We start from the raw sequence: 21724 nt of genomic DNA, 5'->3' as shown, positions 1-21724 counted from the left end.
TGATGAAATCGTCCGGGTATCTGCTTACAGATGCTCGGTTTTTATTTTTAACATTTGTAACTTCTAGTAGGTAGATAGTCTGTCCCAGTTTCTGGTATGATTTTGAAAAAAGCTCTTGGAGGTTATTCATTTGGAACAATCAACAGCATTATTAATTATCGATGTTCAAGAAGCCATGTTCTCCTATGAACTAAAGCTGTACGATGAAGAGGGTGTGATGGACAGGATTGTCTCCCTTCAGCAAAAAGCTCGATTAGCAGGTACTCCTATTGTGTATATTCAACATACCGAAGATGAGGAGTACACAAAAGGTACACCCACTTGGCAGATCAGTCACCGCATCACACCGCAGGAAGGCGAAGTTATCGTTGAGAAGCCTACTTGGGATGCTTTTCACCGAACGGAATTGCAAGATGAACTCCAAAAGCTCGGGATCACGAATCTGGTGATCTGTGGGATGCAAAGTGAATTCTGTCTGGATACGACAATAAGACGCGCATACAGCATGGGATATAAAAGTGTACTGGTTTCAGATGCTCATAGCACCTTTGATAATGGGGTTCTGAGTAGTAGGGAGATCGTTAAGCATCATAATGCGATAATTGGAGGTAGATTCGCCCAGTTACGAGCTGAAAGCGAGGTTCAGTTCTAGATGAATACACCCCAGGCTGCCATGAAGCCTATTCAGCGTTCTCGCCTTAGATTGTTTGCTGGCAAACGATATTTTATTTGGAAAAGATATTTGAAATGGTACACTGGACGAAGCAAAATAGCGAAGCAGCGTACGGATGAAACATTATCTTATGCAGCTATGACTCATGCTACCCCGTTATTAAGAAGTCTTCGGAATGTAGATATGGTGCTTCAATACAATAAAATTACTAACTTACGGCTGGCAATTGCGAAGCTGGATGGACTTGTTGTGCAGCCGGGGGAGACTTTTTCCTACTGGAGAAGTATTGGTAAGCCCACTAAACGAAAAGGGTATCTGGAGGGTATGGTGCTGCATTATGGTGGTTTTCATTCCGGGGTTGGAGGAGGCTTATGCCAGTTGTCTAATCTGATCTATTGGATGGCACTGCACACACCACTTACCGTTATTGAACGGCATCGTCACAGCTATGATGTATTTCCAGATGAACAACGTACACAACCTTTTGGAAGCGGGGCGACCTGTTCTTATAACTATTTGGATCTTCAATTGAAAAATAACACCGCTCAAACGTATCAACTAAAGCTCTGGCTGGACGATAGCCATTTACACGGGGAATGGAGATGCAATGAGCAGGCGCTTTATGATTATGAAGTATACGAAAGTGATCATAGGATTAGTCTAGAGCCTTGGGGCGGATATATACGCAGTAATAAGATCAGTCGAAAAGTATATACCCGATCTGGAGATCTAATTGGAGATGAAGCTGTAACTGATAATTACGCACTGATGATGTATTCTCCGCTTCTTCATGGATAAGAGGTTAGGGCTTAGGGATATAACATAGAAAGGTATGAACGTTATATCTCTAGACCATCTCCAAAGGAGCGGATTAACAGCATGAAAGCACTAACCTACCAAGGGAAGAAAAAAGTGGAAGTTAAAGAAGTAGCTGATCCGAAGCTTGAGAAAAAAGATGACATTCTTGTTCGGATTACCACTACGGCGATTTGTGGCTCGGATCTGCACATTTATAACGGAGAAATTCCAGGTATGCATGATGATTATGTTATTGGTCATGAGCCGATGGGGATTGTTGAGGAAGTGGGACCTGACGTAACTAGAGTCAAAAAAGGTGACCGAGTCATCGTCCCCTTTAATGTCGCCTGTGGGCAGTGTTTTTTCTGCCAGCATGAGATGGAGAGCCAATGCGACAATGCTAATGACGCCAAGGACACAGGCGGTTATCTTGGTTATTCCGATACTTATGGCGGTTTTGCTGGCGGACAAGCTGAATTGCTGCGGGTACCTTATGGTAATTTTGGGCCTTTTGTAGTTCCGGAGGATGCAGAAATGGAAGATGAGAAAATTCTTTTCTTATCTGATATTGTGCCTACTGCTTGGTGGGGAGTAGAAAGCGGGGGAGTGAAGCCGGGAGATACGGTCATTGTTCTCGGCTGCGGGCCCGTGGGACTGCTAACTCAAAAGTTTGCCTGGATCAAAGGAGCCTCTAGAGTCATTGCTGTTGACCATATCGGCTACCGATTGCAACATGCGAAGCTGACCAATAATGTTGAAGTTTATAACTTCGAAGAGATCAAGGACATTGGGGCTCATTTGAAGGAGATCACTCATGGGGGCGCAGATGTAGTTATTGACTGTGTGGGTCTAGATGCCAAAATATCTGCCTTGGAGAAAGTGGAAACGGTTCTGAAGCTGCAAGGGGGCTCGCTCAGTGCATTCAGAATGGCCGCGGATATCGTACGTAAATTCGGAACCATCCAGCTTGTAGGGGTCTATGGACTTAATTACAATATGTTCCCGCTGGGTCAGCTATTTGAACGAAACATCACATTAAAGATGGGACAAGCGCCGGTGATTCACTATATGCCGTTGCTGTATAAGATGATTAAAGAAAATAAATTTGATCCTACAGATATCATTACGCATCGCCTGCCAATTAGTAAAGCGGAGCATGGCTATGACGTTTTTAGTGAGAAAAAAGAAGATTGCATCAAGGTTGTTCTGAAGCCGTAGCCTTTTAAGAAGCATGAGCTTTCGTCAGAAATGACATTGCTTGTGCTTTTTTTAGTGAAATCTTATGAAAATAGATGCATTTTTTTACGGTCTGCGTTAAATTAACATAAGTGACTTAAGATATTGAAAGGACGCGTAACATGTGAAACTTAAAAAACCGCCACTTCCGATTCCACTATTAATGTTGATAGGGATTGTGGCCATCTCTTTTTCCGCCATTTTTATTAAATGGTCTGATGCACCTGCATCTATACAAGGCATGTACAGATTATTATTTACCTCACTGCTGATGCTGCCTTTTGCAAGACCCTATAGTGGAGCTGCTTTTGCTCTTCGTAAAAAAGACTGGCTAATGCTCATCCTCTCAGGCGCAATGCTTGCGCTGCATTTTTTGCTATGGATGGGATCATTAAAGTATACTTCGGTAGCTAGTTCAACAATGATCATGGCACTGGAGCCTGTATTTATTATGCTGGGTGTTTATTTTTTGTATAAGGAAAAGACAGCTCTGTCTGCTATTCTAGGGCTTGGCATTGCAATTGGAGGTGTCGTGTTTATCGGCTGGGGTGATATTGGAATCTCTGCAGATAATCTTAAAGGTGATCTATTATCGGTCGGAGGCACTGTCGCGGTAGCTATACATATGCTGATCGGTCAAAAGCTAGTGGTGCGCATGCCCTCTTATTTATATAGCTTGATTGTCTTCTTGTCAGCCGCTGGCGTGTTCGCCGTATACAATCTGTTCATGGGGATTTCCTTTTTTAATTATCCGGCCAAGGAATGGGGAATCTTTGTATTATTAGCAGTGGTGCCAACGGTGTTTGGCCATATTTTGTTTAATTGGTTACTACAATATGTATCTGCGACTACGGTTTCAATGAACATTTTAGGAGAACCAGTGGGTGCCAGTATCTTAGCGTATTTACTCTTGGGTGAACAGCTAACAACCTTACAATGGGCAGGTGGACTGCTCGTTATGATTGGACTCGCAGTATATTTGTACGCGGGAAGAAGGAAAACTATCCGGATGGCTGATGCCATTCAGAATGCTTCATAACAGATATTTTACACATAAAGGGGTAGTAATGGATGGAAGAGCAGAATCAATATTCAAATAATCAGGCAGAAAAAAACGCTGTGCCAACAAGCGAAGAGCTTTGGAACGAAGATACTTATACCGCTTGGGTAACTCGGTTTGGTACACCGTCAGAAGCAGCTGCAAAATTAATAAAGGAACCAAGTGCAAAGCTTTACCCGCTCCTTTCTTTTTTTGGAGAGGTGAAGGGGAAGAAAATGATGAATTTAATGGGCTCAAACGGAATGAAGGCCGTGGCACTCTCATTACTAGGTGCGGAAGTAACGGTTGCTGACTTCTCGGAAGCCAATGCGCGATATGCGGCTGATCTTGCCCAAGAAGCAGGGGTACCACTAACCTATATCGTCTCAGATATTCTTAAGCTACCAGAAGACGTCCTTGACGGTTCATATGACATCGTCTTCGCGGAGTTAGGAATTGTTCATTACTTTACTAACCTTACACTATTCATGGAAACAGCTCGCCGATTGCTTTCTCCTGGAGGCGTATTTGTACTCCGCGATTTTCATCCGGTAACGACCAAGCTTATTTCCTCAAAGGGATCTACTGCGAAGGTACGCAAACACAAAGTAAACGGAGATTATTTTGACTCATCATTGGAAGAGAAGAAGGTATCCTATTCCAAGTATTTGCCTTCCACAGGTACACCAGCAGGTGAACAAGAGCATAGTGTTGTGTATTGGCGCCGCTGGACACTCGGAGAAATTGTAACCGCTGCAGCTAATAGCGGACTAGTGATCCGCCAATTAGTAGAAGAACCTAATCTATCTTCCGACGTGTATGATAAGGGAATTCCTAAGACCTTCACATTGGTGGCTGGAAATGGCGCAAGCCTGTAAGAGGGATCGCTGACATGTGATTTTTAGGGTATAACATTTGTGCTGAACTGAGGTGCTCTCGGTTCAGCTTTTTTTTGTGTAAAACATAAAATTTTAAACTTTTTTACGGAGATTATTCCATTACAATGGCAACTTATAGGGAATACAATGATTTTACATTCCGGATTGAAAGCGATTACTTTAAGGGTTAATGCATTCTCAAAGAATTTGAGGTGGATATCAAAATGAACGAAGTGTTGCTTCGTATGGAGGGAATCAACAAGTTTTTCCCAGGTGTTCATGCTTTGAATGAATGTCAATTTGAGCTGAAGCGTGGGGAAGTTCATGCGTTAGTAGGAGAAAATGGCGCTGGCAAGTCTACCCTTATGAAGATTGCGACAGGTGTCTATTCCAAGGATACTGGTCAAATGTGGTACAAGGGAAATGAAGTGGAGATTGTTAATACCCGTGAAGCACAGGAGCTTGGAATTAGTATCATCCATCAGGAATTGAATTTAATGCCTCATCTTACGGTCGCCCAGAACATTTACATTGGACGAGAGCCGCGAAAAGCTCTGAAATGGTTCGTTGATGATTTAGAGATAAACCGAAAAGTTCAGGTTTTGTTTGATCAAATGAATCTGAAGCTGGATCCCAGAGTTTTGGTATCAGACCTGACCGTTGCTAATCAGCAAATGGTTGAAATCGCTAAAGCCTTGTCTTTCCAAGCCGAGGTATTGATCATGGATGAACCAACCGCCGCGTTAACAGATACAGAAATTAACGAGTTATTTCGAATGATTGAGCAGCTACGAGATAAAGGTGTGGGAATTATTTATATCTCTCACCGCATGGATGAATTGAAGCGAATTACAGACCGCATTACAGTTATGCGCGATGGTTGTTATGTAGATACCGTTCGTACCGATTCAATAACGATTGATCAGATCATCAGCATGATGGTTGGACGTGAATTATATCAAACGTCGAAACCAACGATTGCGAAACAGACTCAGCAAGTTGTCTTAGAAGTTCGGAATCTTTCTAGAGGGCATGCGTTCAAGGATATCAGCTTTCATCTGTATAAAGGTGAGATTTTGGGCTTCGCTGGTTTAATGGGAGCTGGACGCACCGAGGTTGTTCGTGCCGTATTTGGTGCCGATCCCATCGATGAAGGTGAAATTATGCTCCATGGAAAATCGGTTCGTATACGTCAGCCACATCAAGCGGTACAGCATGGTATTGGGTATTTGTCCGAAGACCGTAAACGTTTCGGACTGCTTGTGGATATGGATATCAGCATGAATAATGCGATTGCCTCCTTTTATAAATTCCGTAATTCATTTGGCTGGATGAAGGAGCGGGAGATGCGAAGCTCAGCGGAGCAGCATGTTGAAGCGCTAGCCACCAAAACTCCAAGTGTAGGTCAAAAGGTTAAGTTTCTGTCCGGGGGTAATCAGCAGAAAGTGGTCATCGGCAAGTGGTTGACGAGAGACTGTGATGTACTCATCTTCGATGAGCCCACAAGAGGTATTGATGTAGGCGCGAAAAGTGAAATTTATAAGCTGCTGGATCAGCTTGCGAGTCAAGGGAAGGCGATCATTATCATTTCTTCAGATCTTCCTGAGATTCTAAGAATGAGCCATCGGATTATCATTATGTGTGAAGGGCGTATAACAGGAGAACTCCCCGCAGAAGAAGCATCGCAGGAGGCGATTATGAAATATGCGACGAAACGTTCATAACTGTTCAAGAGTTAACCGGAGGTGTCAGGACTATGAAGATCGCGGATAAAGAGATTAGTCAGCCAGCGGGTATGAAGCAAACGGGAGGGCAATCCGGATTCAAACAAAAATTATTGGCATTTGCAAGTCTGATCATATTGGTCATCGTATTCTCTTTATCCTCCAGTAACTTTTTTCAATTCTCAAATCTTGTCGGAATTCTAGTTTCTACAGCTGTAATCGGAGTATTAGCGCTTGGAGCTACCTTTGTTATTATAACGGGTGGCATCGACCTCGCTCTGGGTACTGTAATGACATTCTCATCTGTTATGGTTGGAGTCATTATTACCTTCTGGGGTCTGCCCGTCCCGTTAGGCATTGTAGGTGGGATTCTGGCTGGAGCACTGTGCGGCTTCATCAGCGGTTTGATGGTGGCGAAGATGAACATCCCACCCTTCATCGCCACTCTGGCGATTATGATGGTCACCAAAGGCTTGTCGCTTGTCATTACAGGAGCCAAACCCATTTATTTCAACGATGATCCGATCTTCGCCAAGATCGCTATGGGTAAAATGATCCCCGGTATACCCAATACCATCGTTATCTTCTTATTACTCGGTATGATCGCAAGCATAATCTTGTCTAAGACGATTATTGGGCGTTACAACTTCGCGCTTGGCAGTAATGAAGAAGCTACTCGCTTATCAGGTGTGAACACAGTCAAATGGAAGATTATTATCTATTCCATTACAGGGATCTTTAGCGGAATCGCAGGTATCCTGATGGCATCACGTTTGAATTCAGCACAGCCATCACTGGGCACCGGTTATGAACTAGAGGCTATTGCGGCAGTGGTCATTGGCGGAACTTCCTTAAGTGGAGGTGTAGGTTCTATTCTAGGCACGATTATTGGCGCACTGATTATGAGTGTGCTGACGAATGGCTTGCAGATTATGTCCGTGGCTCAGGAATGGCGGACGGTCATTGTCGGTGTTGTAATCATCATTGCGGTTTACGCTGATATTCTACGCCGCCGTAAGCAATAAACTTGGTATGATCTCCATCCGGAGTGATATACAAAGCAAATGACGAGGGGGAAGATTCAAATGAAACTGCGTCGTAGAGGGTTTATCATGCTTGCCTGTCTGTTATTAGTCACTACATCGCTGAGTGCATGTAACAACAATGATAGTAACAAGAGTGCATCCGGTTCAGACAAACCGTACATTCCAGTCATATCAAAAGGTTTCCAGCATCAATTCTGGCAAGCGGTGAAGCAAGGAGCGGAGAAAGCTGCTAAGGAATTTGATGTTGAGATTACCTTCGAAGGTCCAGAAAATGAGAGTCAGGTGGATAAACAAATTGAGATGCTGCAAACAGCTCTCGACAAGAAGCCAGCAGCAATTGCGCTAGCCGCACTAGACAGCAAGGCTGCGATTCCTTATCTAGAAAAGGCAAAGGAAAATAAGATTCCGATCATCGGCTTCGACTCTGGTGTAGACAGTGATATCCCTGTAGCAACAGCAGCGACTAACAATAAAGCAGCAGCTGCTTTGGCCGCAGATAAAATGGCTGAACTGATTGGCAAGAAAGGTAAAGTGGGCCTTGTCATACATGACCAAACGAGCAGCACAGGGCAACAGCGTCGCGATGGCTTCTTGGAACAAATGAAAGCAAAATATCCGGATATTCAAGTGTTAGAGCCGCAATATGGGGGTGGAGATCAGTTAAAGTCCACAGACCTTGCGAAAGCGATGATGCAGGCAAATCCGGATCTGAAAGGAATCTATGGCTCTAACGAAGGTTCTGCTGTAGGTGTGGCTAATGCAGTAAATGAATTGCAAATGAATGGTAAGATCGTAGTCGTCGGCTTTGACTCTGGCAAGCAGTTGATGGATGCTATCCGCAGTGGTGTTGTGGCTGGCGCTGTTACACAAGACCCCATTGGTATTGGCTATCAAGCTGTGAAGGCAGCTGTGCAAGCGATTAAAGGGGAAGCGGTTGAAAAGAACATCGACACGGGGTTCCACTGGTATGATAAAAACAATATGGATTCCGATGAGATCAAACCTCTACTATACGAATAGAGTTTAATAATAGAGGTTGCCTCACGCAGGCGGCCTCTATTATGCTTATGCTGATAAGTTTAAAGTTGTGGAGGTGTTGGATGTATAAGATAATTCTGGTTGATGATGAAGATGAGGTTCGCGAAGGGATCAAACAGAAGATTACATGGAGTAAATATGGGTTTGAGCTGGTTGGTGATTTCGATAATGGCAGAGATGCACTGGAAGCAATCGAGCAGCATCGGCCTGACGTAATTATTACTGATATTTGTATGCCTTTTATGGATGGACTGGGATTGGCCAGAGCTGTGATGGATAGGTACCGGGATATGAAGGTCATTATCGTCACTGGATATGAAGACTTCGAATATGCGAAGCAGGCCATAACACTGAAGGTGACTGAGTACTTATTAAAACCGATTAATGCACGTGAGTTTGCTGAATTTCTAAGTAAGATGAAGCAGGATTTAGATGAAGAGCATCTACAAAAAGCGAATTTAGTTAAGCTTCGTATGCAACTTAATCAGAGTCTTCCATTGCTGCGGGAACGATTCTTGGAGCAGCTGGTAACTACTCGAATGAAAAGCGAAGAAATCGAGAATAAATTGAGTTATTTTCATATTCAGTTACAGGGTCAAGTGTACCTTGGGCTCGTTATAGATATAGAACTTGAGAAACGAAGCCAGGACCTAGCTTTTGATGCAGAGCTACTGCGTTTCGGAGCCTTTAACATTGTTCAGGAGCAGCTTGAGAAAGAGCAAGAAGGAGTGGTATTCCAGACGAGAGATGGAAAAATCGCTGCGATAAGATCCGGCAATTCAGAGACGTTAGAAGTAGCAACGCAGCTTCTTGCAGAGCAAGTCCAGAGTAGCTTAAATAAATATTTGAAGCTGTCATCAACCATAGGCATCGGTAGAAAATATAATACTTTGCAACAAATTCCACTATCCTTCCAAGAAGCGGTCTCCTCCATAGAATATCGTTACCTTTTAGGCATAGATAAAGTTATCTCCATACAGGATCTTGAGTTTGGCAAGGGATTGGATCAGGCGCATTTCACCTCATGGGAAAAGCAATTCATATCCGCTTTAAAGACAGGTAAAGCTTCTGCTGTATCGGAAATTCTATTGAAGTGGTTTCAGGAGCTTAAAAGTAATACCTCCTCTATAGAAGGCTGCCGTAGCAGCATCTATCAGCTGCTGGTTTCTTTGATGAATTATGTGGTCGACATCGGCTTCCCAAATACAGTAGTTGTTTCGCATAATATGTTTGCAGAGGTTGCTGCGCTTAAGACTTTAGATGAAGCTAGAAATTATCTGGAGAGGACTTGCCATGAGCTGATACTTAAACTATCGGAACAGAGAACAACGGTTCGGACTTCTCAGATGCAAGCCGCAGAAGCTTATATTCGCGAGAATTATTGTAATGACAGCTTTTCACTCAATGAGCTGTGTAGCCATATTTTTATGAGCATCAGTTATTTCAGTGCAACTTTTAAACAGCATACCGGAGAAACATTTATAGAATATCTGACTCGACTCCGTTTGGAAAAAGCAAAAGAACTCCTTACGGTCACACAGTTGAAGACATATGATATCGCTGCCAGAGTTGGTTATGCTGATCCACAGTATTTTAGTGTTATTTTCAAACGTAATGTAGGAAGCACACCGAAGGAATATCGACACCGGCAGAAGGAGAATCTCTCTCTATGAGATCACAGCGCTTTTTCCGCAGCCGAAGTATTCATACTAATATTGCTGTCTCCTTTTCACTTCTTATCCTCTGCACAACTATTGTCCTGAGTTATACTTCCTATCGCCTGTCCTCAGCCGCGGTCAAGGACAATTCTGTAGCCTACACTTCACAATTAATAGAACAAGTAAAACTGAATATCGAGAATTACATTGGCAATATGGAGAGCATAGCTGCTCTGGTGTTAACTAGCAGTGATCTAGAGAAATATATAAAAGGCTCGAAATTAGATGAAGAAGAAGCGCTTAAGAATAAACTGCTTGCCAGTCATTATCTCCGGTCAGTCGTTCAGTCCCGCTCGGATATTTCCTCTATATTATATGCAGACTCAGATGGCATGACTGTTTCGGATCGACAGCATGCTGTTTTGAAACCGCTTCCTGAACTAATAGCTCAAGATTGGTATCAAAAAGCTATGAATCAACTTGACGTTGCAGTTTCTTCCTCACATGTGCAGCACATCTTTCAAGATGAATACCGGTGGGTAGTCTCGATCAGCCGAAAACTCACGAATGCGAATGCTATGACGGAAGCGGATCAACAAGGTGTACTGCTCGTAGATCTCAATTACAGTGTAATTAATAATCTATGTAAACAAATCGAACTGGGAAAGCGCGGTTATGTTTTTATTGTCGATCCCGCAGGCAGCCTTGTCTATCATCCACAACAGCAGTTGATCTACTCCCAGCTCAAGTTCGAACAATTGGAGACGGTCCTTGGGATCAAGAGTGGATCTGTTACGGTTAACACGGGGAATGACCAGAAACTGTACACTGTGGACACTACCAGCTTTGGCTGGAAAATAGTTGGAGTCACTTATCCGGATGATTTGGTCGCGAACAAGCAACGTATGCAAGGAACCGCCGCCTTATGGGGAGCAATTAGTTTGATTTTTGCTATGGCTATATCGATATTTCTCTCGTACGCACTGACCAAACCGCTGAAGAATTTGGAGCTGAATATGAAAAAAGCGGAACGTGGAGAGTTCGACATACGCGTAGAGATTGAGAGCACGAATGAAATCGGCAAGCTTGCTCGTACGTTTAATCTTATGATCATGAAGATTAAAGAGTTAATGGGGCAGATCGTCTTGGAGCAAGAGATGAAGCGTGTCAGTGAACTGAAGGCGCTGCAAGCGCAGATTAAACCTCACTTTTTGTACAATACACTTGATTCGATTATTTGGATGGCAGAGACAGGAAAGATGGAGGAAGTGGTGGAGATGACTTCATCTCTATCCAAGCTGCTCCGTTCAACAATTGGTGAGGGTGAGGAATTGATTCCGCTGGCCAAAGAATTAGAGCATATTCGGCACTATTTAACGATTCAGAACATGCGTTATCGTAATAAATTCACTTATTCCATAGAGGTACAAGAAGATATCCTAACCTGCAGCATTTTAAAAATGGTACTTCAGCCTTTGGTTGAAAATGCGATCTATCACGGCATAAAACATAATCCTGAGCAAGGGCACATTCTGATCCGGGCAAGACAAGAACAGAACGATATTATCGTACAGATCATTGATGACGGTATTGGGATGGATGAAGAGCAGATGGGTAAGGTACTGCTGCAAAAATCAGATTTCAAGACTGGCAGCGGTGTAGGTGTCGCAAATGTGAACCATCGTGTCCAGCTGTATTTCGGTGTGAAATACGGTTTGTCTTTTACAAGCGAGATGGAGGAAGGAACGACGGCCACTTTACGAATACCTGTAATTTATGAGGAGGAGAGTCAATGAGCGCATTACGGTCAAAAATTGGCCTGTATACTCTGTTGCTGCTCTTCATTGTTACTTTGGGTTCATTAGCCTATCGTATGTTTGCAAATGAGCTTGACGCAAAGGTTAGGACCATTATTTATGTGCCCAAGACTATCGACAGCAGTATTGAATTCTGGGAAGTGATGAAACAAGGTGTGGCAACAGCGGCTAAGGAGTTCGGTGCAGAGGTTCGCACGGTTGGAACGGATACAGAGCTTGATGTAGATCAACAAATAGAACTGTTGGAGCAAGCAATTAAGGAGAAGCCTGACGCCATTATTTTATCAGCTACGGATTATTATCGCCTCATTCCAATCGCAGAAAAGATCAAATCAGCTGGCATTACGCTTATTACTGTAGATTCGGGCTTGAGCGGTGGTGTATCAGAGAGTTTTATTGCTACGGATAATTATGAAGCAGGACGTAAGGCAGGGCAGGAGTTAAGAAAATATATCGATCCAGAGGATAAAGTCGCCATCGTTAACTTTGTACAAGGCTCTGCGACAGCAATAGAGAGGGAAAGAGGAGCTCGTGACGCCCTTTTAGAAAATGGAGTTCATGATGTGCAGCCTACATTATACAGTGATGGTTCCGTGCGAAAAGCGTATCAGTTAACTATTGATTTGCTAAAGGACGAGCCAAATTTAAAGGGAATAATCGGTCTTAATGAACCTTCTACACTAGGTGCTGGGGAGGCGATTATGGATATGGGATTTCAGGACAAAGTGAAATTGTTTGGGTTCGACAATTCTAGCAATGAGGTGAAGCTCCTCGAAAAAGGGATTTTGCTTGGCACGGTCATGCAGAAGCCCTTTAATATGGGGTACTTAGCTGTGAAGACGGCGATTGAAGCTGTTGAGGGTGAAAAAGTGGAACAGATAATAGACACAGGCTCCGTGGTCATCACGAAGGAGAATATGTATTTAAGTGAAAATGAGAAATTAATGTTTCCTTTTATAGAATAAATGAACAAGGAAGCTTCTAAAACCGTTTGCGGCTTTAGAAGCTTCCTTGTTTTTTTAAAGATCAAGAGTCGTTACTATTTCAACAAAGGATTGCTGCAACGGTGTTAAAATATGATCTTTACGCCAGCCGAGCACAAACCCGCCGCTTTCAGGCAAAATCCCTGGTAGGTTGGCATAGCTAAGCTTGCCTAGCTCAATCTCAGCTTTAACAGCCGCTTTAGAACATATGCCAACACAGTCACTCCCGCTAACTAGCTGCTTAATCACTTCTGGAGAATTCAACTCGGATCGGTTCCATAAACGGATTTGATTGAATTGTGCCCATTGATCGGCATACCCCCGTAAACAAGATCCTTGCTCATGCTGAATCCACGGCTCATTGGCAATTAGTTCAGGTGTTAATTTCTTTAGGTCTTCAAATGGATGACCAGGTGCAAAAATTAGGACAGGTTCATCACGGACAATAAGCTGAAAATCAAAAGATTCGTCCTGCCAATCCGAAGTATGTAAAATGGCCATCTGAATATCCCGACTACGGAGACGTTCACGTAACAAAGCATCGCTTTGAACCGTCAAGGAGTTGTTAATCCCCGGATAGAGTTTCATGAATTGGATTAACACATTAGGTAAAATATAAGTTGCAGGAATAAAACTGGCTTCCAGCTCTAATGTTCCTTTTGAGGGGGAAGAAAATTGTTTAACTGTACGCTCAGCTTCTGCTGTGAGGGAAACGATTTTGAGGGCGTATTGATAAAGGGCTCGCCCAGCATCCGTAAGCAGCACTCTTCCGCTGCGGTAAAGAAATAGAGGAGTTCCGAGCTCAGCCTCCAGATTCTTCATATGAAAAGAAACAGTAGGCTGTTTAAGGCCTAATTCTGCGGCTACATCGGTTACCTTTTTATATTTTTCAATCAGAACTACGATGTTCAATTTCATAATATTCATGACTTTCCTCCACATAATGCTAAGTTGGATTACAAATTATATCTCCATTATAGATTATATCTATACAGATATACACTTTATATTGGTATTTTTTTCGTTCACTTTACAAAGATAAGAAGTTTCTCTAACGAACGAGCTCTAGAATAAGAAGAGTCAGAGGGGCCAAGAAGTCCCGGACAACATATAACATATGCGTTTGATGAACTTTTACAGTAACCATGCATATGGGGGCCAAGCTCCACAACACCATGTTAAAGCTTTCGAAGCCAGTTTGGTATGAACTGATCAGGGAGCCATGCTAACAAACCATTTAGGAGGAGACAAAACAATGCAATTCAAAAAATCATGGATCATGACTTTGGCTTTAACAAGCGTACTGGCACTATCGGCTTGCGGTAACGGCGGGGCAAACAACACAGGAGGAAACGCTGCAGCAACTAACGAAGGAAGCGGCGGCGCTGAAATAAGTGGTTCGATTCTGGCTTCAGGTTCAACAGCATTACAACCCTTGGTTGAGCTGGTAGCAGAGAATTTCATGGATAAAAACACTGGCGTGGACATTCAAGTTCAAGGCGGTGGCAGTGGTACTGGTCTTACTCAAGTAGCTGAGAAACAAGTAGATATCGGAAACTCTGACGTATTCGCAGAAGAAAAATTAAAAGATGCAGATGCAGAAAAAGCAGCAGCACTCGTAGATCATCAAGTAGCAGTAGTAGCGATCGCAGCAGTATCTCATCCTGATGCTGGTGTGGATAGCTTGACTAAACAACAACTGGTGGACATTTTCACTGGTAAAATCACTAACTGGTCTGAAGTAGGCGGAGCGGATCAAAAAATCCAAATCATCAACCGTCCAGGCAGCTCCGGTACTCGTGCAACCTTTGAAAGCTTTGCACTTGGAACCAAAACAGAAGATATCCCAGGTTCGATTCAAGAAGATTCCTCCGGTACGGTTAAGAAAATGATCGGTGAAACTCCAGGGGCAATCGGATACCTTGCTCTTTCTTACCTGGATGATTCCATTAAAACACTTAGTCTTGACGGTGTGGAAGCATCTGTTGATAATGTTGTTTCTGGTAAATACCCAGTGTGGGCTTACGAGCATATGTACACAAATGGTGAACCTAACGCAACAGTAAAAGCATTCCTCGACTTTTTCTTAACTGACGAAGTGCAAACTGGTGAAGTTGTTGAACTTGGATACATCCCAGCTGTTAAAATGCAAGTTGTTCGCGACGTTGCAGGAACTGTTACCGCTAAGTAATTTAATTCTAGGCAATGTTATTGATTAGAATCTCAAGTGATTAGAGGCGGATACATCTGCCTCTCTTTTCACTTTAGAAAGAGGGAGCAATTGAGGGTGAAACTAAAGAACTCACGATTCGAAAAACATCATATTGAAGATTTTGTTGGACGTACTTATATGTCCTTCTGTGTATTACTGTTGATAACAATCATTGTATCGATGGTATATTTTGTAGCGTCTAAAGGAATTTCAACCTTCACAAGTGGCAATGCTACAGTTTCTGAATTTCTATTCGGTACAAAGTGGTCGCCAGAAGCGGATACGCCTTCCTTCGGAGCTTTTCCATTTATCTCGGGGTCCTTCCTGGTTACTTTGCTTGCCGCATTGATTGCTAGTCCACTTAGCTTATGCGCTGCGTTATTTATGACTGAGATTGTTCCAGGGTGGGGCAAAAAATTACTTCAACCTGTTATTGAGCTTTTGGCAGGGATTCCTTCGGTAGTATATGGTTTCATCGGATTAAGTGTAATTGTACCGTTTTTACGCAACAACCTGCCGGGCCAAGGCATCGGGGTAGCTGCAGGCGCGCTTGTGCTCTCGGTAATGATTCTTCCGACGATTACAAGCGTGGCTGCAGACGCGCTGGCTTCATTGCCGCAAAACTTAAAAGAATCTTCCTATGCGCTTGGTGCCACCCGGTGGCAGACGATTTCGCGGGTGATTATTCCAACAACCTTTCCTGCCATAATGACAGGGATTGTATTGGGAATGGCTCGTGCTTTCGGTGAAGCACTCGCTGTACAAATGGTTATCGGGAACGCGCCATTCGTGCCAAAATCACTCTTTGAGTCAGCTTCTACCTTGACCAGTGTGATCACACTCGGTATGGGGAACACGACTATGGGCTCACCTCACAATAATGCACTGTGGAGTATGGCACTGGTTCTCATGCTGATGACTTTCGTATTTGTCTTCTTTGTGAGAATGCTTGAAAGGAGAAATAAAATTTGAAGCCGAGAACCGTAAATAAAATTGCCACCAGTCTTATTGTATTTTTCGCGATGCTCATCGTTGCCATTCTACTTGGACTTTTGGGATATATCCTCTTTAGAGGCTTAAGCCATATCAGTTGGGATTTTCTTTTCTCCGCACCGCAAAAGATTCGTGCAGGTGGAGGGATCGGACCACAGCTATTTAACTCCTTATTCCTGTTAGTATTGACACTTATTATTACAGTTCCGCTTGGACTGGGTGCCGGTATTTATATGGCGGAATATGCTCGTCCCGGTAAGATTACCGGCTTTATTCGCTTGATTGTTGAAGTATTGTCATCTTTCCCTTCCATCGTAGTCGGCTTGTTTGGTCTATTGCTAATTGTTAACTATTTCAATCTAGGCTTCTCCTTAATCTCCGGTGCGCTGGCATTGACGGTCTTTAATCTACCGCTGATGGTGCGGATTACGGAGCAAGCTTTTCGTAGTGTTCCAAAACAACAAAAAGAGGCCGGTTTTGCACTAGGATTATCCAAGTGGAAAATTGTTACCTCGGTGTTGTTTCCGGTAGCATTACCTACAATTATTACAGGTACTATCTTGTCCGCTGGCCGTGTCTTTGGGGAAGCAGCTGCGTTGATGTTCACAGCAGGAATGAGTAGCCCTAGATTGGATTTCACCAACTGGAATCCACTTAGTGCGAATTCGCCACTGAATCCCTTCCGTCCAGCGGAAACGCTGGCTGTCCACATTTGGAAGGTCAACAGTGAAGGTCTAGCTCCAGATGCTGCACAGATTGCTGCGGGAGCTTCGGCGGTGCTTGTAATTATGGTGTTAATCTTCAATCTGGCAGCACGTTATTTCGGAAGATTTATTTATCGTAAGCTTACAGCTTCAAAAAGAATGAACTAATCATACAAATTAAAGTAGAGATGTAGGAGGAGTAATCGATGGGAACGTCGGCAACAGCAGTGCGTGAATCTTTTCAAACCGAAGACCTGAGTATTTTTTACGGAACATATGAGGCAGTAAAGGGGATAAGCCTTCCATTTGCTGAAAATACAGTTACTGCACTGATCGGCCCATCCGGCTGCGGTAAATCAACCTTTCTTCGTTCTTTGAACCGGATGAATGACGAAATTTCTGGCTCAAAAACAAAAGGAAGCATCTGGATTGATGGAGTGGATATTAATGCTCCGGGTACGGATGTGATTAAGCTGCGTCAGAAGATCGGGATGGTATGGCAAAAGCCAAATCCGTTCTATAAATCGATTTACGATAACATCGCTTTTGGACCTAAGTATCACGGCATTAAAGGCAAAAAGGCTCTTGATGAGATTGTTGAGAGCAGTCTTCGCAAAGCAGCATTGTGGGATGAGGTAAAGGATCGTTTAAAAGATTCAGCACTTGCACTTTCCGGTGGACAACAGCAGCGCCTTTGTATTGCTAGAGCGTTGTCGGTTAACCCGCAAATTCTGCTCTTGGACGAACCAGCATCAGCTCTAGACCCGGTCTCCACAGGTAAAGTAGAGGAGCTAATCAAGGAGTTGAAAGAAGAGCTTCGCATCGTTATTGTGACACATAATATGCAGCAGGCAGCTCGGATCTCTGATTATACCGCATACTTTTATCTAGGCTCCCTTGTCGAATATGATAAGACGGATAAAGTCTTTACCAATCCAGAGAATCAAATGACGCAAGAATATATCATGGGCCGATTCGGCTGAAGCTGTGAACATCGTTCTTTCGGGAACGGTGTTTTTTTGTGAATTCAAGAGTTGTGATTCGAATGGTTGCCTATTATTTGCAAAAGGCAGAAAGATGCTGTATCATTTGTGATAATGATTATCATTATTACTATATTAGGGAGTGGATCTTATGACGCAATCTCAACAGACTCAACAGAATAGTGTGGCCGAAATTATAAAAGAACGACGCTCGATTAAGCTTTTTAAAAAAGATCCACTTCCACAAGGCCTTTTAGAGGAATTATTAAATGTAGCGGTATGGGCACCGAATCATGGTGTGCGTGAGCCGTGGAGATTTATTGCTTTTCAAGGGGAAGGTTCGAAATTCCTAGCTGAATCTGCATTTGCTTTTGTAAAACGTGCTATAGCTGATCCAGAAGTGGCTGCTAAACGTAAAGAATATATCTCGAATATTCCATTAACAGTAATCGTAGTGATGCCTGAAGATCCTCGGCAAAGAGAGTGGGACGAGGATTTTGCAGCAGCGTCCGCACTTGTACAGAACTTCCAGCTCGCAGCTTGGGAACAAGGTGTAGGAACGATTTGGAAGACTGATCCATACATCAACAACCCTGAATTCCGCACTAAAATTGGTGTGAAGCCCGGCGAAAAAATTGTAGCCATGATCCATGCCGGATATCCGGAGACTGTACCTGACAGCCGTCCACGCACAGACGCTTCGGAGCTGCTGAAGATCGTAGACTTCTATCCAGAGAATGGCGTAGTGGAATAAGGAAAGTCGAAGGCATTCGTATATTAAAAGCGGAAAGATCATAAACATCGAAAAAGCGTCGAAATATCAAAAAGATCGAAATATCAAAAAGATCGAAAGATCAAAAGCATCGAAAGATCAAAAGTATCCTTAGGGATGCTTTTTTTTGTTACTTTGACTAGCGATAGTAGGGTGATGGCTACTGGGTGCTAGGTGCTGATCATGTTTCGCTGCTGGTTCCTCTGCTGATGTGGCTCAACCTTCTACTTACTTCTTAGTAATATCCTATTGACCTCCTAGTGGCTTCCTAGTGATATCCTAGTGACCTCTTGCGGGGCTTACTAGTGACCTTCTAGAGATCTCCTAGTGACCTTCTATGGGCTTCCTACTGATCTCCGCATCGGACCGTATTGCAACTATTTGAGCTTTTGGAGTCATTTTGCAGAAGTATCGGACCACATAGCTCTTATAACCATGTAACTGTGCAGAACTGGTGTGGTTATGAGTAAATAGCTGCAACTGGGTCCGATAGCACGTCAATTAGCTGCAAATATACGAAATAAGGACTCCTCAGTCCGATGCAACGGCGAATAAGCGAACTAACCCCAAACTAACCTAAACTAACTAAAGAACCTCATGTTGCGGACTGTATTGCAGCTATTTGAGCTTTTTGAGTCATTTTGTAGAAGTATCGGACCCCATAGCTCTTATTTCCTTGTAAAGGCGCAGAATTGGTGTGGTTTTGAGTAAATAGCTGCAATTGAGTCCGATAACCCGCAGAAAACACTCGAATTTGCATTATAAGGTCATCTGAGTCCGAACTATTGGCAAAAGTGTGCTTACATACTATCCAAGGCGGCGAGTTATGCATCGCAGCTGACTGGCTATGGACTCAGTTACAATCACTCTTCACCATTTGATCCAACGGTGGGGAGAAAGTATTTCCTGACGGAGAGGGAATGGAAAATGAAGTCTGGATCCTAACATGACACGTCGATCCTAAAGTGAAATGTTGATCCCACTAAACAAATGTAATATATAATGTGCATAATGACCGATATAGATTACAATGGTGGAAAATGGAATGCATCACAAACATTAAAGGGAGGTTATGGAGTGGGAGAGAACAAAAACATCAAGTTAAAGCTGGCAAGGATCCAAAAGAATCTTTCCCAAGAACAGTTAGCGGAAGTTGTAGGGGTTACACGGCAGACGATCGGCCTGATTGAAGCTGGTAACTATAACCCGACGATTAAGCTGTGCATAGCCATCTGCAAGGCGTTAGATACGTCATTAAACGATATTTTTTGGGAGGATTAGTTGTGAAAGGGCCAAAGATTAAAGACGAACGAATTATCACAGAAATTCAGAAGTTTAGTACGCACGGATTATTGATTGTGTTAGTGGGATTTATGATCAGCCTTTTGGTAAAATTATTTATCCTGGAATGGGACATCAAATATTGGGTAGATACTTTTGGGATTATGCTGTTAGGTTGCTTGTATGTTACCGTTCGTTGTGTCAAAGATGGGATATACCTGCTGCCGAGTAAGGAAGGAGAACTCAGACGGTTTAAGAAGATTCATTTAATATCGGGTGTTATCAGCACGATTATTTGGGCCACGCTAACATTTTTGCTTGATTTTAGAGAAGCGGGTGAAGTGGATATTAGAAAAAATATATCGAGTACTCTCGTGGGGGCGGTTGTTTTTTTCATAGGGATCACTTGGGCGATGTGGTACATAATTAATAAATCCAACAAAAATGCTGACAAGAACATTGAGAGTTAAATATTAAATATTAAAGATTAAAGATTAAAGATAACAATCTCTTGTAAAACTAATATCATTAGTTTATATTTAAGCTAATATCATTAGTTTATCGGAGGGGTAAGGATGAGAGTAACACGTGAAGGTCATTTATTGCAGTTGACTTGGATGCCAAATTTTTTTCCAGTGAATTGTTACATTATTGAGGAAAAAGATGGATTGACTTTAATAGATGCCGCTATGCCATTTAGTCTAAAAGGAATTATGGATACTGAAGCGAAGCTAAATAAGAAGCTTACACGTATGATCTTAACGCATGCGCATGATGATCATATTGGGGCACTGGATGGACTAAAAAAGCAACGTCCAGAGGCTCAGGTGTACATCTCTGAGCGAGATTCGGCATTACTACGTGGAGATCGTTCACTTCGGGAAGGAGAACCTCAGACCCCTATTAAGGGAGGCGTTCCGAAGAAGATAGCTACCAAGCCAGATGTCCTTCTCCACGAAGGGGATACCATTGGATCATTAACAGCGATTCACACTCCAGGACATACCCCCGGCTCTATGTCTTTCCTTGATTCACGCAGCGGTGCTGTAATCGTTGGGGATGCTCTTCAGACCTTCCGGGGAACTGCGGTGGCTGGAACCATCATCCCCCTGTTTCCTTTTCCAGCAATGGCTACATGGAATAAAGCTCAAGCTCTGAATAGTGCGATTAAGCTTCTAGAGTTATCTCCAGCTTTACTTGCTGTTGGTCACGGCAACTTACTTAAAGCGCCAAAGCAGGAGATGGAGAAAGCCATACGTAAGGCACAAATGATTCAGGATAGGAGTAATTAAATGTCACCTAGAGCAGGATTAGATCGTCACACACTAGTGATTAGAGCAGCAGAAATTGCCGATGATGAAGGTATAGAAGCCGTTACCTTGGCTGCATTAGCAGGTAAACTAGGTGTTCGTTCCCCGTCATTATACAATCATATAAATGGACTGCAGGATTTGCGGATTGGGCTCGCCATTTACGGATTAGAGTTATTATTTACAAGCATGTCGAACGCAGCTGAAGGATTAAATGGAGATGCTGCTGTACACGCGATGGGCCGGGCATATGTGGATTTTGCTAGGAGTAGACCAGGTTTGTATGAGACTACACTACGAGCGCCTGAGCAGGAGAACACGGAGCTTGAAGCGGCTGGTGAGCATATTTTGCAGTTTATAATTCAGGTGATGAAGAGTTATCAATTAGGCGAAGAAGGAGAACTTCATGCCGTAAGGGGATTACGGAGTATCCTGCATGGATTCGCCTCATTGGAGCAAAAGGGTGGATTCGGTATGGCGCTCGATACTAACGAGAGTCTAACCCGCTTGATTAGCACTTTTATAACCGGAATTGGAAATATGAAATCTGATTAAATTAGATCTAGGAGATGATGAACA

The 21724-nt window shown here is 43.2% G+C and carries 21 protein-coding genes; 20 read left to right on the top strand and 1 reads right to left on the bottom strand.

The features are described 5' to 3' along the window. The first annotated feature begins 130 nt into the window (after positions 1 to 130). The 11 genes from NSS82_RS17980 to NSS82_RS17930 all read left to right on the top strand — a co-directional run bounded on the left by NSS82_RS17980 (position 131) and on the right by NSS82_RS17930 (position 12872). Positions 131 to 652, top strand: a complete 522-nt coding sequence (locus tag NSS82_RS17980) for a cysteine hydrolase family protein (protein ID WP_036687540.1) — start codon at positions 131 to 133, stop codon at positions 650 to 652. Then, positions 653 to 1471 carry a VanW family protein gene (locus NSS82_RS17975; protein ID WP_076106772.1) on the top strand — a complete coding sequence of 273 codons (819 nt, stop codon included), beginning with the start codon at positions 653 to 655 and terminating at the stop codon, positions 1469 to 1471. An 81-nt stretch (positions 1472 to 1552) separates the two neighbouring features. After that, complete coding sequence (locus tag NSS82_RS17970; RefSeq protein ID WP_076273253.1) at positions 1553 to 2689, top strand: zinc-dependent alcohol dehydrogenase; 1137 nt, start codon at positions 1553 to 1555, stop codon at positions 2687 to 2689. A 142-nt stretch (positions 2690 to 2831) separates the two neighbouring features. Further along, the gene (locus tag NSS82_RS17965) at positions 2832 to 3746 is read left to right on the top strand and encodes a DMT family transporter (protein WP_036687536.1); all 915 of its coding nucleotides are present in this window, start codon (positions 2832 to 2834) and stop codon (positions 3744 to 3746) included. Positions 3747 to 3778: 32 nt separating this feature from the next. Next, on the top strand, positions 3779 to 4624 hold the full coding sequence (locus NSS82_RS17960) for a class I SAM-dependent methyltransferase (protein ID WP_076099090.1): 846 nt from the start codon (positions 3779 to 3781) through the stop codon (positions 4622 to 4624). 224 nt (positions 4625 to 4848) lie between these two features. Further along, positions 4849 to 6348: a sugar ABC transporter ATP-binding protein gene (locus tag NSS82_RS17955; RefSeq protein ID WP_076273252.1), complete on the top strand. Its 1500-nt coding sequence runs from the start codon at positions 4849 to 4851 to the stop codon at positions 6346 to 6348. A gap of 32 nt (positions 6349 to 6380) precedes the next feature. Further along, complete coding sequence (locus NSS82_RS17950; RefSeq protein WP_051491519.1) at positions 6381 to 7373, top strand: ABC transporter permease; 993 nt, start codon at positions 6381 to 6383, stop codon at positions 7371 to 7373. 60 nt (positions 7374 to 7433) lie between these two features. After that, the gene (locus NSS82_RS17945) at positions 7434 to 8414 is read left to right on the top strand and encodes an ABC transporter substrate-binding protein (protein WP_076273251.1); all 981 of its coding nucleotides are present in this window, start codon (positions 7434 to 7436) and stop codon (positions 8412 to 8414) included. Between the two features lie 80 nt (positions 8415 to 8494). Continuing rightward, the gene (locus NSS82_RS17940) at positions 8495 to 10105 is read left to right on the top strand and encodes a response regulator (protein WP_076273250.1); all 1611 of its coding nucleotides are present in this window, start codon (positions 8495 to 8497) and stop codon (positions 10103 to 10105) included. Continuing rightward, positions 10102 to 11886 carry a cache domain-containing sensor histidine kinase gene (locus NSS82_RS17935; protein WP_076273249.1) on the top strand — a complete coding sequence of 595 codons (1785 nt, stop codon included), beginning with the start codon at positions 10102 to 10104 and terminating at the stop codon, positions 11884 to 11886. The genes NSS82_RS17940 and NSS82_RS17935 overlap by 4 nt, the downstream gene beginning before the upstream one ends. Beyond that, complete coding sequence (locus NSS82_RS17930) at positions 11883 to 12872, top strand: substrate-binding domain-containing protein (protein WP_076273248.1); 990 nt, start codon at positions 11883 to 11885, stop codon at positions 12870 to 12872. Before NSS82_RS17935 ends, NSS82_RS17930 begins: the two co-directional genes overlap by 4 nt. A gap of 54 nt (positions 12873 to 12926) precedes the next feature. On the opposite strand, the gene NSS82_RS17925 is transcribed toward NSS82_RS17930, so the two are convergent. Further along, complete coding sequence (locus NSS82_RS17925) at positions 12927 to 13817, bottom strand: LysR family transcriptional regulator (protein WP_036687523.1); 891 nt, start codon at positions 13815 to 13817, stop codon at positions 12927 to 12929. Between the two features lie 328 nt (positions 13818 to 14145). Between NSS82_RS17925 and NSS82_RS17920 the strand changes: the two genes are divergently transcribed. The 9 genes from NSS82_RS17920 (at position 14146) to NSS82_RS17880 (ending at position 21700) form a co-directional block, all read left to right on the top strand. Continuing rightward, the gene (locus NSS82_RS17920) at positions 14146 to 15081 is read left to right on the top strand and encodes a phosphate ABC transporter substrate-binding protein PstS family protein (RefSeq protein WP_076126671.1); all 936 of its coding nucleotides are present in this window, start codon (positions 14146 to 14148) and stop codon (positions 15079 to 15081) included. Positions 15082 to 15171: 90 nt separating this feature from the next. Further along, on the top strand, positions 15172 to 16074 hold the full coding sequence (gene pstC, locus NSS82_RS17915; RefSeq protein ID WP_036687519.1) for a phosphate ABC transporter permease subunit PstC: 903 nt from the start codon (positions 15172 to 15174) through the stop codon (positions 16072 to 16074). Next, positions 16071 to 16967 carry a phosphate ABC transporter permease PstA gene (gene pstA, locus NSS82_RS17910; RefSeq protein WP_036687518.1) on the top strand — a complete coding sequence of 299 codons (897 nt, stop codon included), beginning with the start codon at positions 16071 to 16073 and terminating at the stop codon, positions 16965 to 16967. The genes pstC and pstA overlap by 4 nt, the downstream gene beginning before the upstream one ends. Positions 16968 to 17005: 38 nt before the next feature. After that, entirely contained in the window at positions 17006 to 17782 is a 777-nt protein-coding gene (gene pstB / locus NSS82_RS17905; RefSeq protein WP_036687516.1) for a phosphate ABC transporter ATP-binding protein PstB, read from the top strand. A gap of 151 nt (positions 17783 to 17933) precedes the next feature. After that, positions 17934 to 18536, top strand: coding sequence for a nitroreductase family protein (locus tag NSS82_RS17900; RefSeq protein ID WP_076099095.1), 603 nt, complete (start codon positions 17934 to 17936; stop codon positions 18534 to 18536). Positions 18537 to 19631: 1095 nt separating this feature from the next. Beyond that, the gene (locus tag NSS82_RS17895; RefSeq protein WP_036676881.1) at positions 19632 to 19835 is read left to right on the top strand and encodes a helix-turn-helix transcriptional regulator; all 204 of its coding nucleotides are present in this window, start codon (positions 19632 to 19634) and stop codon (positions 19833 to 19835) included. A gap of 2 nt (positions 19836 to 19837) precedes the next feature. Beyond that, complete coding sequence (locus NSS82_RS17890) at positions 19838 to 20305, top strand: DUF6773 family protein (RefSeq protein ID WP_076273247.1); 468 nt, start codon at positions 19838 to 19840, stop codon at positions 20303 to 20305. A 105-nt stretch (positions 20306 to 20410) separates the two neighbouring features. Further along, positions 20411 to 21127 (top strand): MBL fold metallo-hydrolase, encoded by a 717-nt coding sequence (locus NSS82_RS17885; RefSeq protein WP_036676887.1) that lies wholly within the window; start codon positions 20411 to 20413, stop codon positions 21125 to 21127. After that, a complete protein-coding gene (locus NSS82_RS17880) occupies positions 21128 to 21700 on the top strand; it encodes a TetR/AcrR family transcriptional regulator (protein ID WP_076273246.1) in 573 nt (190 codons plus the stop codon). It abuts the gene before it with no gap. Positions 21701 to 21724: the final 24 nt, after the last annotated feature.

The sequence above is a fragment of the Paenibacillus sp. FSL H7-0735 genome (assembly GCF_038008505.1).
GTDB classification, from domain to species: Bacteria; Bacillota; Bacilli; order Paenibacillales; family Paenibacillaceae; genus Paenibacillus_AQ; species Paenibacillus_AQ odorifer.
Note: the sequence above shows the minus strand (reverse complement) of the source record. Positions and strands in the feature narration are given on the sequence as shown.